Origin of the sequence: Streptomyces sp. E2N166 (assembly GCF_003671715.1) — a bacterium.
Classification (GTDB): Bacteria; Actinomycetota; Actinomycetes; order Streptomycetales; family Streptomycetaceae; genus Streptomyces; species Streptomyces thinghirensis.
Genome location: NZ_RAIF01000031.1, coordinates 634,704 through 648,166, shown reverse-complemented (window position 1 = coordinate 648,166; position 13,463 = coordinate 634,704). Strand labels below are relative to the sequence as shown.

Below are 13,463 nucleotides of genomic sequence, written 5' to 3'. Positions count from 1 at the left end.
GAAAAGCGAACGGCCCCGTCCACCGAGGACGAGGCCGTACACCACACACCGCAGCACACCGTCACCGGCGCGGTGATCACACCGTCACCGGCGCGCGACCCCTTCCGCCCGAGCCGCCGCCGCCACCGCGGCCGTAACGGCCGGCGCGACGCGCTCGTCGAAGGGCGACGGGATGACGTAGTCCGCGGCGAGGTCGTCCCCCACCACGGAGGCCAGCGCCTCCGCCGCCGCGAGCTTCATGCCCTCGGTGATCCGGGACGCCCGCACCTGCAGCGCGCCCGCGAAGATGCCCGGGAACGCCAGCACGTTGTTGATCTGGTTCGGGAAGTCCGAGCGCCCCGTCGCGACGACCGCCGCGTACTTGTGGGCGACCTCCGGGTGCACCTCTGGATTCGGGTTGGCCATCGCGAAGACGAAGGCACCCTTCGCCATCGAGGCGACCGCCGGCTCCGGCACCGTACCTCCGGAGACGCCGATGAAGACGTCGGCGCCGGACAGGGCGGCCTCCAGGGAGCCGGACAGCCCCGCCTTGTTGGTGAAGGAGGCCACTTCCCGCTTGACCGGGGTCAGGTCGTCCCGGTCGGCGGAGACGACGCCCTTGCGGTCGGCGACCGCGACGTCCCCGATACCGGCCTCGACCAGCATCTTGGCGATGGCGACACCGGCCGCGCCCGCGCCCGAGATCACCGCCCGCAGCTCACCCAGCGTCCGCCCGCTCAGCCGCGCCGCGTTCCGCAGCGCCGCCAGCGTCACGACCGCCGTGCCGTGCTGGTCGTCGTGGAAGACCGGGATGTCGAGCCGCTCCTGGAGCTTGCGCTCGATCTCGAAGCACCGCGGCGCCGAGATGTCCTCCAGGTTCACGCCGCCGAAGGAGGGCGCGAGCCGCACCACCGTCTCGACGATCTCGTCGGCGTCCGTGCAGTCGAGCGCGATCGGGACCGCGTCCACACCGCCGAACTGCTTGAACAGGATCGCCTTCCCCTCCATCACCGGAAGGGAGGCTTCGGGCCCGATGTCCCCGAGGCCCAGAACGGCCGTACCGTCCGTCACGACCGCCACGACCGACGACTTCCAGGTGTAGTCGTGGACGAGGTCGGGCTGCTCGGCGATCGCGCTGCACACTTTCGCGACGCCGGGCGTGTACGCCAGGGACAGGTCGTCCTTGTCGCGGACCGGCACGGTGGCCTGCACGGCCATCTTGCCGCCGCGGTGCAGCGCGAACGCGGGGTCGAAGGAGTCGAGGGGCTCGGCGCCCGCCTCCTGCTCCGTACTGGCGTCGCTGTCGCTGCGAGGATTGACGATCTCCGCTGCCACTTTGTCTTACCCCTTAAGAGTTCATGGTTTGAGGGTTTGTCCACTCCTGGTGAGGAATGGGCGGGCACCGCGCAGGAAGATGACCGTTGGGACCATGTGGGCCCTGCGCGACGGGCGCGCCGCACACGCGCCCTGAGCCCCTGATGAGGGGTGTAAAGAACCTTCTTACCCGACGGACACCCACCGCGACGAGTCCGATAAGGGCAAGCTCACATGTCGGACCTCGGACGCCGCATGCCGGTGACATGGCTCATACCCAGGGATCCGGACAACTTCCCCTCAGCCCTTGACAGCCCCGGAGAACGAGCCTTCAGCGGCTGCGCACGCCGCCGAACCGTGCCCGTATCTCGAGGAATGCCGAAGATCCTTCGGCCGGAAGGGCAGATTCCCGTAAAGGTTCGGTCGTGATGTACCGACCTGGTGCGGTTCGGGGGGTCACCCGTTATCCGATTTTGACATGACGTCCCCCCTGAATGGCCGAGTCCGAATGGCAAGATGCCGTAATCACACGAGGTCGCGACACTCGAAGGCGTGTGCTCTCGTCGACCCACCGCGCCTGCCGGTCCCCCGGCCGGCGTCCCGTCTCACCGGAACTCCACCGTCCCCATCGGCATCTCCTTTCATCCGCCGGAGGAACCACCATGACCGCAAGCTCCACCCGTCGTACGACCGCCGCGCACTCCCGGCTAGCAGCGGTCGGTGCGATCGCGGTCGCAGGCGCCCTGCTGCTCACCGGATGCGGCGACCAGACCGAGAACAGCGACTCCGGCGGCAGCGACAACCAGTCCGCGGCGGGCGCCCCGCTGGCCGACAAGCTGCCCCAGTCCGTCCGCGACAAGGGCGTCATCAAGGTCGGCTCCGACATCGCCTACGCCCCCGTCGAGTTCAAGGACAAGTCCGGCGAGACGGTCGGCATCGACCCCGACCTCGCGGACGCCATGGGCAAGCAGCTCGGGGTGAAGTTCGAGTTCGAGAACGGCACCTTCGACACGCTGATCACCGGTCTGCGCTCCAAGCGGTACGACATCGCCATGTCCGCGATGACCGACACGAAGGACCGCCAGGAGGGCATCGACTCCGACACCGGCAAGAAGGTCGGCCAGGGCGTCGACTTCGTGGACTACTTCACCGCCGGTGTCTCGATCTACACCAAGAAGGGTGACGACCAGGGCATCAAGGCCTGGTCCGACCTGTGCGGCAAGAAGCTCGTGCTGCAGCGCGGCACGGTCTCGGAGGACCTCGCCAAGGCCGAGAACGAGAAGTGCCCGGCCGGCAAGAAGATCTCCATGGAGGCCTTCGACAACGACCAGCAGGCCCAGACCCGCCTGCGCGCGGGCGGCGCCGACGCCGGTTCCTCCGACTTCCCGGTCGCCGCGTACGCGGTGAAGACCTCGGGCGGCGGCAAGGACTTCCAGATCGTCGGCGAGCAGGTCGAGGCCGCGCCGTACGGCATCGCGGTCGCCAAGGACAACGAGCAGCTGCGGGACGCCCTGAAGGCGGCGCTGGACGCGGTCATCGCCAACGGCGAGTACAAGAAGATCATGGACAAGTGGGGCGTGGCGGAAGGCGCCGTCACGGAGGCCACCATCAACGGCGGCAAGTGACCGCGCGGCGGGCACTGAAAGGCAACATCCGTGACTGTTGACATCGACAAGACGGCGGGCGGCCCGGCCGACACCCCGCCGGCCGGACCGGAGGCCATCAAGGCCATCCCGGTCCGGCACTACGGGCGGTACGTATCCGCGGTCGTCGCGATCGCGCTGCTGGCCGCCGTCGTCTACGCGTTCTCCCAGGGCAAGATCAACTGGGGTGCGATCCCGGACTACTTCTTCGACGACCGTGTCCTGACCGGCATGGGCAAGACGCTCCTGATCACCGTCCTGGCGATGCTGATCGGCGTCGTCGGCGGCATCCTGCTCGCCGTGATGCGGCTGTCGAAGAACCCGGTGACCTCGTCCATCGCGTGGTTCTACATCTGGTTCTTCCGCGGCACGCCCGTCCTGGTGCAGCTGGTCGTCTGGTTCAACCTCGGCCTGGTCTTCGAGTACATCAACCTCGGCCCGTTCTACCGCGACGAGTGGTCGGACTTCATGACGCCGTTCCTGACGGCGCTGCTCGGCCTCGGTCTGAACGAGGCCGCGTACATGGCGGAGATCTGCCGCGCCGGTCTGCTCGCGGTCGACGAGGGCCAGACCGAGGCGGCGCACGCGCTCGGCATGAGCCACACCAAGACGCTGCGCCGGATCGTGGTGCCGCAGGCGATGCGCGTGATCGTGCCGCCGACGGGCAACGAGGTCATCAACATGCTGAAGACGACCTCACTGGTGTCGGTCGTCCAGTACGCCGAGTTGTTCAGGGTCGCCCAGGACATCGGCCAGACCTCCGGCGCCCCGGCCGAGATGCTGTTCCTGGCCGCGGCCTGGTATCTGCTGCTGACCTCGGTCTTCAGCGTCGGCCAGTACTACCTGGAGCGCTACTACGCGCGCGGCTCCAGCCGCAGCCTGCCGGCCACCCCGATGCAGAAGATCAGGGCGAACCTGCTGTCCCTGTCGAACCGCTCCAGCACGACGGGAGGTGCGGCATGACCGCCATGGTCAAGGCCGAGGGCGTCCACAAGTCCTTCGGCGCCGTCGAGGTCCTCAAGGGCATCGACCTGGAGGTGAAGCAGGGTGAGGTGTTCTGCCTCATCGGCCCCTCGGGCTCGGGCAAGTCGACCTTCCTGCGCTGCATCAACCACCTGGAGAAGATCAACGCCGGGCGGCTGTACGTCGACGGCCAGTTGGTCGGCTACCGCCAGAAGGGCGACAAGCTCTACGAGCTGAAGGACAGCGAGGTCGCGGTCAAGCGCCGGGACATCGGCATGGTCTTCCAGCGCTTCAACCTGTTTCCGCACATGACGGCGCTGGAGAACGTCATGGAGGCGCCGGTCCAGGTCAAGGGCGTGAGCAAGGCCCAGGCCAGGGACCGCGCGCGCCAGCTCCTGGAGCGCGTGGGCCTGGGCGACAAGGCCGGCAACTACCCCTCGCAGCTCTCCGGCGGCCAGCAGCAGCGGGTCGCCATCGCACGGGCCCTCGCCATGGATCCGAAGCTGATGCTGTTCGACGAGCCGACCTCGGCTCTCGACCCCGAGCTGGTCGGCGACGTCCTCGACGTCATGCGCGACCTCGCCGAGTCCGGTATGACGATGGTCGTCGTCACCCACGAGATGGGCTTCGCCCGCGAGGTCGGCGACAGCCTGGTCTTCATGGACGACGGCGTGGTGGTCGAGTCGGGCAACCCGCGCGACGTCCTGACCGACCCGCAGCACGAGCGGACGAAGGCGTTCCTGTCCAAGGTCCTCTGACAGGGGTGGTCGCGGGGAGGGGCGGTGCGGGTGTCCCGCACCGCCCCTCCCCGCGTCCGTCCCTACTTCAGCGCCAGCAGCAAGGTGTCCGACGGCGAGCACCACACCGGCCGCACCTCGCCGAAGCCCTTCTCGCGCAGCACGCGCGCGTGCCACTCCGCCGAGGGCATGTCGCCGTCGGCGTGCTCGCCGTAGATCTCGAAGCGGCGGGCAGTGGGTCCGGCGAGGACCGGGTCCTTGGCGGCAAGCTGCCACCATTCGGCCCAGTCGAGCGCGCCGTCGCGCTTGGCGGCCTCCATCTGCGCGTGCCGCTGGGCGCGCTCGGCCGCGTTGATCCGCGGCGTCGTCTCGTCGATCATGTGGTCCGCGTTCATGAAGACACCGCCGTCGCGGACCAGATCCGCGACCCGGCCGTAGAGGGCCGCGAGGGGTTCGGCGTGGAGCCAGTGCAGGGCCGTGGCGGTCAGGACGGCGTCGTAGGAGTCGTACGGCAGCCGCGCCGTCCAGTCGGGGTCCTTGAGGTCGGCGGCGACCAGGGAGACCCGTTCGTCGCCCGCGAAGGTGCCCTCGGCGATGGCGAGGAGCGCCGGGTCGAGGTCCACGCCGGTGCTGGTGGCCTCCGGGAACCGGGCGAGCAGCCGGGCCGTGATGGTCCCGGTGCCGCAGGCGAGGTCGAGCACGCGCGGCGCGCGGCCGACCAGGGCCTCGACCATGTCCAGCATGGTCCGGAAGCGTTCCTCGCGGTCCGGCATGTACCACTCCTGCTGCCGGTCCCAGCTGACCTGCCAGGCGTGCCAGTCGGCGGCGGGCGTGGTGGTAGTGGTGGTCTCCGCGTCCGTCATCGAGCCCCTCCATCGCATGCGTACGTAATACCCTGGAACCACGATCAGCTGTTACCTGATCGCAGGCACGACCATAGAGCCCCTTCGTAAGGACTACAAGTGGAACTGGCCTATTACTCGGATTACGCCGTACGCCTCGTCAACACCGAGGAACCGGCCCGGGGACAGGACTCACTGACCTCGGTGGAGGCCGTCCGCGAGCTCTTCGGCGCCAACCAGTCGGCGGGCCGGCGCGCCACGGACGCCGACGTGACCCGGTTCCGTTCGGTCCGGGGACGGTTGCGCGCGGTCTTCGAGGCGGCCGACGGCGGCGACGAGACCCTCGCCGTGGACCTCCTGAACTCGCTCCTGCTGGAGTTCCCGGTGAGCCCGCAGATCTCCGGCCACGACGTCCGGGACGACGACGGCACCCCGCTGTGGCACATGCACCTGGCGGACCACCCGTCCAACGCGACCGCCGGTTTCGCCGCCATCGCGGCGATGGGGCTGGCCTTCCACCTCACCGAGTACGGCGTGGACCGTCTGGGCCTGTGCGAGGCGGCCCCCTGCCGCAACGCCTACCTGGACACCTCCACCAACCGCTCCCGGCGCTACTGCTCGGACCGCTGCGCCACCCGCGCCAACGTGGCGGCCTACCGCGCCCGCAAGCGCCTGGAGGCGGACCGGTCGGCCAGCACCGGCCTGAGCGCCGACAGCGCCCAGCGGACCACGGCGAAGGGCGAGCGCTGACCGGGCCGGAGCGGCCGGTACCGCAGCCGCGCCCTGCCGAGCACGAGCTCCTGGGGGACGGCCCCGTAGTCGGTGCTGTCCCCGCCGGCGAACGCGTTGTCCCCGAGCACCCACCAGCCGGCCCCGCGCCGCTCGACGGCCCGCTTGACCACGAGCAGGTCCTGCTGGAAGGGGTGTCGCAGGACGACCACGTCACCGGGCCTGACCCTGGCTCCCCAGTGCACCAGGAGTACGTCCCCGTGGTGCAGCGTGGGCACCATCGAGGGCCCGGTCACCTCGGCCGGCCCGAAGGGCAACGCCCCTCTCGCGCGTTCGGTCTCCTGCGACAGCTGCTCCGGCATGACCCGGCACCTCCCCGGTCTTTCCTCCACCAGTCTCAGTCTCACCCCGGACTTTTGTCCTAAGCCCACGGGGGCACTCGCGAAAACGGGCCTCCCAGGGAGTAATGTCCCCCCTGAGAAGACGATCACGAGGAAGGAACGCTCCATGCTTTCCCGCCTGTTTGCCCCCAAGGTCACGGTCAGCGCCCACTGCGACCTGCCCTGCGGCGTGTACGACCCGGCCCAGGCCCGCATCGAGGCGGAGTCGGTGAAGGCCGTCCAGGAAAAGATGGCCGGCAACGACGACCCGCACTTCCAGGCCCGCGCCACGGTCATCAAGGAGCAGCGCGCCGAGCTCGCGAAGCACCACGTGTCCGTGCTGTGGAGCGACTACTTCAAGCCCCCGCACTTCGAGAAGTACCCGGAGCTGCACCAGCTGGTCAACGACACCCTGAAGGCCCTGTCGGCCGCCAAGGGCTCGACCGACCCGGCGACCGGCCAGAAGGCCCTGGACTACATCGCCCAGATCGACAAGATCTTCTGGGAGACCAAGAAGGCCTGACGCCCGGTCAGCGCTCGGGAGCCGGCGATCGGTGCACCATCGCAGGCCCAAGAAACAGCCCCGAGGGGCCCGGCCGCCATCGCGGCCGGGCCCCTTCGGCATTCCCGTGGCCGGCGGGCCGGACCACCGCACGTTCCCAGCGTGGAGCGGGTGCCGGCTCAGCGCTTTCTGCTGTACGTCCGGACCACGACGCCGTTGCCGAAGGCCCGCACCGACTCCTGGACGAACTCCGAGACCTGGAATCCGGAGCCGAACATCGGCATGCCCGTGCCCAGCACCACCGGGTAGGTCTTGATCACCAGCTCGTCGATCTCGTCGATCAGCTCGCCGGCGACGACCGATCCACCGCACAGGTAGATGCCGAAGGCACTGTCCTCCGCCTTCAGTTCGCGGACCCTGCCGACCAGGTCCGCCGGAATGATCTCGACGTTCGGGTCGGGCGACTCCGTGAGCGTGCGCGAGGCGACATACTCACGCAGATGGGCGTACGGGCTGGTGATGCCCTCCTTCAGGGCCAGGTCGTAGCTGCTCCTGCCCTGGACGATCGTGTCGAACCGCTTGTTCGGCAGGTCGTCGATCCCGAGGTGCCGGCGACCGGGGGTCGGCAGCGTCTCCGGATACTCCGACTTCAGGAACTCGAAGAACTCCTCGTCGACGAACGGCACCATGAAGGACGCGTCGCCGTCCGGGCCGCCGATGAAGCCGTCGATCGAGCAGGCGATGAAGTACGTGAGCTTGCGCAAACCGGTCTCCTTCGTTTCAACCACTCCAGTTATAGTACTCCAGTCGTAGTGGTTCAAGTGGGTTTTCGATTCGCGGAGGCGGCGCGGCCGTCAGGCGGTCGCCGGCGGCCGCGGCTCGCGCCACATCGGCCACATCCGCGGGCCGTCCGGCAGATCGAGGGCGCGGCCGGTGAACTCGAAGCCGAGGCGTTCGTACAGGCCCCGGCCACGGGCGCTGCTGGCCTCCAGGTAGGCGGGCAGCCCCTCGCGGTCGCAGCGGTCGAGGACCGACGCGATGAGCGCGGTGCCCAGGCCCTCGCCCTGCCGTCCGGGGGTGACGCCGATCATCCACAGATACTCGTGGGCCCGGCCGGAGGGGTGGATACCGTCCGTCAGCCGGGCTATCAGTTCGACGCGTTCGTTCTCCGGGTCGACGGCCTCCCGCACCTGGACGGGGCCGTCGTCGGCACCTTCTCGGTGGTCCTCGCCGGACTCGTCGCCGGTGTGCCCGTCCGCCGGCACGGGAAGCCACAGTGCGCAGGCCGCGCCGTCCTCGGTGAGATCGATACGCCCGTCGGCGAGCACGGCGTCGGTGAAGGCGGCCATGAGCCGGTGGTGGGTCCGGCGGCGGTACTCCTCATCGGGAAACACCCAGCTGCTCACCGGATCGTCCTGGAAGGCCTCGTCCAGCAGTCGCACGACCAGCTCCCGGTCGCCCTCCCCCGCCGTCCGGATCACCACACCCATGTCCCGCCCGCCCTTTCGACCCAACACCGTCCGTGCGTACGGAGGTTGAGCCTAGCCGCTGGGTTCCTCGACCGATGGGCGGCGCTCCCCGGCCGTGTGCCGGAAAGGAAAGGGGGCGGGCCCCGCACACCGTGGGGAAGTGCGGGGCCCGCCGGACCGGAGCCCTCGGCGGTGCGGCCGTACGTCGGTCAGGTCCGTACGGCCCGGCACGGGCTCCGGGGTCCTGCTTCGCGGCCACCGGTCACTGAGCGGTGGCCGCCGGTCGCCGCGCGGCCGCCGATGCGGCCCGGGTGACCGTCAGGTGCTGCGCCGGGTCACGAACTCGGCCAGCGCGAGGAGGCCGCCCGCCGCCTCCGGGTCGGGCACGGCGCGGGCCAGTTCCTGCATGGCCCTCGCCATCCGGTCGGCCGCCTGGGCCTGCGCCCAGTCCCGGCCGCCCGCCCGCTCCACGGCCAGTGCGGTGCGCTCCAGATCCTCCTTGCCCTCGTCGTACGGCGCCGCGTACAACTCGGCGAGCTCGGCGGCGGCCGGGGTGCCGGAGGTCAGGGCGGCGACCACCGGCAGCGACTTCTTGCGGGCGGCCAGGTCCGCACCGGCCGGCTTGCCGGTACGGCTCGGGTCTCCCCATATGCCGATGACGTCGTCGATGAGCTGGAAGGCGAGGCCCGCCTCGCGGCCGAAGGCGTCCAGTGCCTCGACGTCCTCGGCGGCGGCCCCCGCGTACAGCGCGCCGAGGGCGCAGGCGCACCCCAGCAGGGCGCCCGTCTTGGCCTCGGCCATGGCGAGCGTCTCGTCGAGGGTGACCTCGCCCGGGGCGCGCCGCTCCATCGCCGTGTCCGCGTGCTGCCCCTCGCACAGTTCGACGACGCAGTCGGCGAGCCGGGCGGCCGCCGCCGCGGACGCCGGGTGCGGGTCGGCGGCGAGCAGCCCCAGAGCGAGCGCCTGGAGGGCGTCCCCCGCGAGGATCGCGTCGGCGTCGCCGAACACGGTCCACGCGGTCGGCCGGTGGCGCCGGGTGGCGTCACGGTCCATCACGTCGTCGTGCAGCAGAGTGAAGTTGTGGATCAGTTCCACCGCCGCCGCGGCCCGCGCCGCCGCCGTCCGGGCCCCGGACCCGCCGAGCGCGGCGGCCGAGGCGAGGACGAGCGCGGGGCGGATCGCCTTGCCCGAGCTGCCCGCCGCGGGCGTGCCGTCCGCGTGCTGCCAGCCGAAGTGGTAGAGCGCGATCCGGCGCATCGAGGCGGGCAGTGACGCGATGGCGGACCGCAGTTCGGGATCGACCGACGCCCGGGACTCGCGCAGGAGCACCGCCGCCTCGTGTCCGTCGACCCCCGCCGGCCCCTGCCCGCCGGGCGACGTCCCCGGCTCCTTCTCCCGCTGTGTGCCGATGGGCCCGTGCCTTTCCAGCGTTCCGGTGGGGCGACGCGTGTCGGCGGCGCCGTACCGAGCCTCCGTCATGAACTCACCTCCCCCATACGCCCGCCTCCGTACCCCCGGGGTGTACCCGCCCGGGAGGGCGGGAACACGGCGTTCGGGAGACTGGCGTCACTGCCAGCGGCCGATCTCGACGTTCTCCAGTACGCCGAGCGCGTCCGGTACGAGGACGGCGGCCGAGTAGTAGGCCGTGACCAGGTACTTGATGATGGCCTGCTCGTTGATGCCCATGAAGCGCGCCGACAGACTCGGCTCGATCTCGTCCGGGATGCCGGTGGCGCGCAGGCCGATGACGCCCTGGTCCTGCTCGCCGGTACGCATCGCGATGATCGAGGACGTACGGGCTTCGGTGACCGGGATCTTGTTGCACGGGTAGATCGGCACACCGCGCCAGGTCGGAATGCGGTTGCCCGCGATGTCGATGGTCTCGGGGACGAGTCCGCGCCTGTTGAGCTCGCGTCCGATCGCGGCGATCGCACGCGGGTGGGCGAGGAGCAGCTTGGTGCCGCGTCGGCGGCTGAGCAGCTCGTCCAGGTCGTCCGGACCGGGCACGCCGTCGTGCGGCTGGATCCGCTGGTCGTACTCGCAGTTGTGCAGCAGGCCGAACTCGCGGTTGTTGACGAGCTCGTGCTCCTGACGCTCCTTCAGTGCCTCGACGGTCAGCCGCAGCTGCTGCTCGGTCTGGTTCATCGGCTGGTTGTAGAGGTCGGCCACGCGCGAGTGGATGCGCAGCACGGTCTGGGCGACGCTCAGTTCGTACTCACGGGGCCGGGCCTCGTAGTCGACGAAGGTGTGCGGGATGTCCGGCTCGCCGCTGTGGCCGGCGGAGAGGTCGATGGCCTTCTCGCCCTGCTTGTTGGTGCGCTGCTCGGGGATCGAGCGACGCTCCTCGAGGTGCGTGCGCAGGGATTCGGCGCGCTCCGCGACCTGCTCCACCTCCTGGCGGGGCAGCACGAGCACCGTGCAGGCGGTGACCGTGCGGGCGGTGTACTCCCAGATGGCGTCCCCGTCGAGCAGCGCCTGGTCGCCGAAGTAGGACCCGTCGGCCAGGACGCCGAGCACCGCGTCGTCGCCGTAGGGGCCGGTGCCGACCTTCTCCACCTTGCCGTGTGCCAGCAGGTAGACCTCGTCGGCCTGGCCGCCGAACGAGGCGATCACCTCGCCGGGGCCGAATTCGCGCTGCTCACAGCGTTGCGCGAGTTCCGCGAGCACCTCCTCGTCCTCGTACGACCGCAGGGCCGGCAGCTCGCCCAGTTCGGCGGGGATGACCTCGACCCGGTCGCCGGTCTTGACGAACGTCACCCGGCCGTCGCCGACGGCGAAGGTCATGCGCCGGTTCACCCGGTACGTGCCGCCCTGGATGTCCACCCACGGGAGCGTGCGCAGCAGCCAGCGGGAGCTGATCTCCTGCATCTGAGGAACGGACTTGGTCGTGGTGGCCAGGTTCCGCGCGGCCGCCGTGCCGAGGCTCTGCTGCGGCCTGGTCTGCTCGGTGCGGACCTCTTCGCCTACCGACATAAGGAATTGCCCTCCAGGTCATGCCGGACGGCTACGCCCGGCATCGATGTGCGCGACCCAGCCTTCCTCACGGAGCGTGCCGGTGCTATTACCCGAAAGAGCGGGAATGGATCACCTCCGGCCGGGGCACACATGGGTGCTTCTTCGGCCTCTCGGCGTCTTGTCCCGCCCCGTTCAGCGCTGTTGACCGGGACAAGATTGTCCGGATCGGATCGCACACGGACCGAACAAGTACTAGGGAGCGCTCCGTTTCGGTACAAGCACCGTAGAGGCGGTCGCGTCGGGCGGTCGTCGCGCAGCGTGAAGGAGCCGGCCATGGCCTCACCCATGTCCGCGAGCAGTTTTCTCAAGGCACTGAAGGCGGAGGGCCTCACCGTCGTCCAGGTCGGCGACTGGCGGGACCACAACCGCAACCACAAGGGCCCCTGGGGGCCGGTGCACGGCGTGATGATCCACCACACGGTCACCAAGGGCAGCGCGCGGACCGTCGAGATCTGCCGGAAGGGTTACGAAGGCCTGCCGGGACCGCTGTGCCACGGGGTCATCACCAAAAACGGCAGGGTCCACCTGGTCGGGTACGGCCGGGCCAACCACGCCGGGCTCGGCGACGACGACGTCCTGCGCGCGGTGATCGCGGAAAAAGGGCTGCCCCGGGACAACGAGTCGAACACGGACGGTAACCGGCACTTCTACGGCTTCGAGTGCGAGAACCTGGGCGACGGCGACGATCCCTGGCCGGCGGCACAGCTGGAGGCGATCGAACGGGCCGCCGCCGCGGTCTGCCGGCACCACGGGTGGAACGAACGATCCGTCATCGGCCACCTCGAATGGCAGCCGGGGAAGGTGGACCCGCGCGGATTCACCATGGCGTCGATGCGTGGGCGGATCCGGGACCGGCTGAAGTGATGTGTCCGCCGCGCGCGGCGGCGTGACAATGGCGGAGTGACCGGCACCGACACCCGCGACCTCGCCGCCCTGGGCCCCCGCCTGCCCTCTCCCCTGCAGGAGGTCGCCGACGAGCGGTTCGAGCGTCGCGGTGTCCGCTTGCTGCTGAAGCGGGACGATCTCGTCCACCCGGAGCTGGTCGGCAACAAATGGCGCAAACTCGCACCGAATCTCGCCATGGCCGACGGTCGTACCGTCGTCACGTTCGGCGGTGCCTACTCCAACCACCTGCGCGCCACGGCCGCCGCCGGCCGGCTGCTCGGACTGTCCACGGTGGGCGTGGTGCGCGGTCAGGAACTGGCGGGCCGGCCGCTCAACGCCTCGCTGGCCCGGTGCGCGGCCGACGGCATGCGGCTGCACTTCGTCGACCGCTCGACGTACCGCCGCAAGACCGAGCCGGAGACCCTGGCCGCCCTGCTGGGCGCCGTGGACGCCGAGGACGCGGTCGTCGTCCCCGAGGGCGGCAGCAACGCTGAGGCCGTACGCGGCTGCCGGGCCCTCGGCGAGGAACTGGGCGAGCACGCCGACGTGGTCGCGCTCGCCTGCGGCACCGGCGGCACGCTCGCCGGGCTGGCCGCCGGCCTCCCGCCGGGCCGCCGGTCGCTCGGGATACCCGTCCTCAAGGGCGGCTTCCTGGCCGACGACGTACGGCGGCTCCAGACCCGGGCCTTCGGCGGGCTCCGCGGCGCCTGGAGCCTCGACGACCGCTTCCACTGCGGCGGCTACGCCCGCACCACTCCCGAGCTCGACTCCTTCGCCGAGGACTTCGAACACCGCCACGGCCTCCCCGTGGAACGCGTCTACGTCGCCAAGATGCTCCACGCCCTGCTCACCCTCACCGAGGAGGGCGCCTTCCCGCGGGGCACGGCCCTGACGGCGGTCATCACCGGCCGCCCCTTCCCCTGAACGGCCCCCGCCGGGCGTCACGGGCGCCGCACGCCCGGTACGGCCTCACCCGCACACGCCGGACGGCCCCGGGCCCCCGTG

General features: G+C 70.4%; 14 protein-coding genes. 7 read left to right on the top strand and 7 right to left on the bottom strand.

Annotation, left to right across the window (positions count from 1 at the left end; all coding sequences use genetic code 11):
* Window positions 1–84: 84 nt before the first annotated feature.
* A complete protein-coding gene (locus EBH09_RS25005; RefSeq protein ID WP_121749164.1) occupies window positions 85–1,314 on the bottom strand; it encodes an NADP-dependent malic enzyme in 1,230 nt (409 codons plus the stop codon).
* Window positions 1,315–1,955: 641 nt separating this feature from the next.
* Between EBH09_RS25005 and EBH09_RS24995 the strand changes: the two genes are divergently transcribed.
* The 3 genes from EBH09_RS24995 to EBH09_RS24985 are packed head-to-tail and all read left to right on the top strand — an operon-like array spanning window position 1,956 to window position 4,657.
* Window positions 1,956–2,918: an ABC transporter substrate-binding protein gene (locus EBH09_RS24995; RefSeq protein WP_121749162.1), complete on the top strand. Its 963-nt coding sequence runs from the start codon at window positions 1,956–1,958 to the stop codon at window positions 2,916–2,918.
* A 30-nt stretch (window positions 2,919–2,948) separates the two neighbouring features.
* On the top strand, window positions 2,949–3,899 hold the full coding sequence (locus tag EBH09_RS24990; RefSeq protein WP_121749161.1) for an amino acid ABC transporter permease: 951 nt from the start codon (window positions 2,949–2,951) through the stop codon (window positions 3,897–3,899).
* The gene (locus EBH09_RS24985) at window positions 3,896–4,657 is read left to right on the top strand and encodes an amino acid ABC transporter ATP-binding protein (protein WP_121749160.1); all 762 of its coding nucleotides are present in this window, start codon (window positions 3,896–3,898) and stop codon (window positions 4,655–4,657) included. The genes EBH09_RS24990 and EBH09_RS24985 overlap by 4 nt, the downstream gene beginning before the upstream one ends.
* A 62-nt stretch (window positions 4,658–4,719) precedes the next feature.
* On the opposite strand, the gene EBH09_RS24980 is transcribed toward EBH09_RS24985, so the two are convergent.
* Window positions 4,720–5,499, bottom strand: a complete 780-nt coding sequence (locus EBH09_RS24980; protein WP_193776512.1) for a class I SAM-dependent methyltransferase — start codon at window positions 5,497–5,499, stop codon at window positions 4,720–4,722.
* A 99-nt stretch (window positions 5,500–5,598) separates the two neighbouring features.
* Between EBH09_RS24980 and EBH09_RS24975 the strand changes: the two genes are divergently transcribed.
* Window positions 5,599–6,228: a CGNR zinc finger domain-containing protein gene (locus EBH09_RS24975; protein ID WP_121749158.1), complete on the top strand. Its 630-nt coding sequence runs from the start codon at window positions 5,599–5,601 to the stop codon at window positions 6,226–6,228.
* Here the strand turns inward: EBH09_RS24975 and sodX are convergent.
* The gene (gene sodX / locus EBH09_RS24970; protein WP_121749157.1) at window positions 6,132–6,569 is read right to left on the bottom strand and encodes a nickel-type superoxide dismutase maturation protease; all 438 of its coding nucleotides are present in this window, start codon (window positions 6,567–6,569) and stop codon (window positions 6,132–6,134) included. The genes EBH09_RS24975 and sodX overlap by 97 nt on opposite strands.
* Before the next feature lie 145 nt (window positions 6,570–6,714).
* Here sodX and sodN point away from each other — a divergent pair, with 145 nt between their 5' ends.
* Window positions 6,715–7,110: a superoxide dismutase, Ni gene (gene sodN, locus EBH09_RS24965; RefSeq protein WP_064729779.1), complete on the top strand. Its 396-nt coding sequence runs from the start codon at window positions 6,715–6,717 to the stop codon at window positions 7,108–7,110.
* Between the two features lie 158 nt (window positions 7,111–7,268).
* On the opposite strand, the gene EBH09_RS24960 is transcribed toward sodN, so the two are convergent.
* The 4 genes from EBH09_RS24960 to EBH09_RS24945 all read right to left on the bottom strand — a co-directional run bounded on the left by EBH09_RS24960 (window position 7,269) and on the right by EBH09_RS24945 (window position 11,531).
* Complete coding sequence (locus EBH09_RS24960; protein ID WP_121749156.1) at window positions 7,269–7,853, bottom strand: dihydrofolate reductase family protein; 585 nt, start codon at window positions 7,851–7,853, stop codon at window positions 7,269–7,271.
* Between the two features lie 90 nt (window positions 7,854–7,943).
* Window positions 7,944–8,579: a GNAT family N-acetyltransferase gene (locus EBH09_RS24955; RefSeq protein ID WP_121749155.1), complete on the bottom strand. Its 636-nt coding sequence runs from the start codon at window positions 8,577–8,579 to the stop codon at window positions 7,944–7,946.
* A gap of 297 nt (window positions 8,580–8,876) precedes the next feature.
* On the bottom strand, window positions 8,877–10,037 hold the full coding sequence (locus EBH09_RS24950; RefSeq protein ID WP_121749154.1) for a family 2 encapsulin nanocompartment cargo protein polyprenyl transferase: 1,161 nt from the start codon (window positions 10,035–10,037) through the stop codon (window positions 8,877–8,879).
* A gap of 87 nt (window positions 10,038–10,124) precedes the next feature.
* Window positions 10,125–11,531: a family 2B encapsulin nanocompartment shell protein gene (locus EBH09_RS24945; RefSeq protein ID WP_121749153.1), complete on the bottom strand. Its 1,407-nt coding sequence runs from the start codon at window positions 11,529–11,531 to the stop codon at window positions 10,125–10,127.
* A 315-nt stretch (window positions 11,532–11,846) separates the two neighbouring features.
* Here EBH09_RS24945 and EBH09_RS24940 point away from each other — a divergent pair, with 315 nt between their 5' ends.
* The gene (locus tag EBH09_RS24940; protein WP_193776511.1) at window positions 11,847–12,437 is read left to right on the top strand and encodes an N-acetylmuramoyl-L-alanine amidase; all 591 of its coding nucleotides are present in this window, start codon (window positions 11,847–11,849) and stop codon (window positions 12,435–12,437) included.
* 36 nt (window positions 12,438–12,473) lie between these two features.
* The gene (locus EBH09_RS24935) at window positions 12,474–13,382 is read left to right on the top strand and encodes a pyridoxal-phosphate dependent enzyme (RefSeq protein WP_121749152.1); all 909 of its coding nucleotides are present in this window, start codon (window positions 12,474–12,476) and stop codon (window positions 13,380–13,382) included.
* Window positions 13,383–13,463 lie beyond the last annotated feature (81 nt).

Coding starts and splice junctions, on each gene's coding strand:
- EBH09_RS24980 (WP_193776512.1), bottom strand. CDS start 5,499: ATGACGGACGCGGAGACCACCACTACCACCACGCCCGCCGCCGACTGG.
- EBH09_RS24955 (WP_121749155.1), bottom strand. CDS start 8,579: ATGGGTGTGGTGATCCGGACGGCGGGGGAGGGCGACCGGGAGCTGGTC.
- EBH09_RS24995 (WP_121749162.1), top strand. CDS start 1,956: ATGACCGCAAGCTCCACCCGTCGTACGACCGCCGCGCACTCCCGGCTA.
- sodN (WP_064729779.1), top strand. CDS start 6,715: ATGCTTTCCCGCCTGTTTGCCCCCAAGGTCACGGTCAGCGCCCACTGC.
- sodX (WP_121749157.1), bottom strand. CDS start 6,569: ATGCCGGAGCAGCTGTCGCAGGAGACCGAACGCGCGAGAGGGGCGTTG.
- EBH09_RS24940 (WP_193776511.1), top strand. CDS start 11,847: ATGGCCTCACCCATGTCCGCGAGCAGTTTTCTCAAGGCACTGAAGGCG.
- EBH09_RS24985 (WP_121749160.1), top strand. CDS start 3,896: ATGACCGCCATGGTCAAGGCCGAGGGCGTCCACAAGTCCTTCGGCGCC.
- EBH09_RS24950 (WP_121749154.1), bottom strand. CDS start 10,037: ATGACGGAGGCTCGGTACGGCGCCGCCGACACGCGTCGCCCCACCGGA.
- EBH09_RS24945 (WP_121749153.1), bottom strand. CDS start 11,531: ATGTCGGTAGGCGAAGAGGTCCGCACCGAGCAGACCAGGCCGCAGCAG.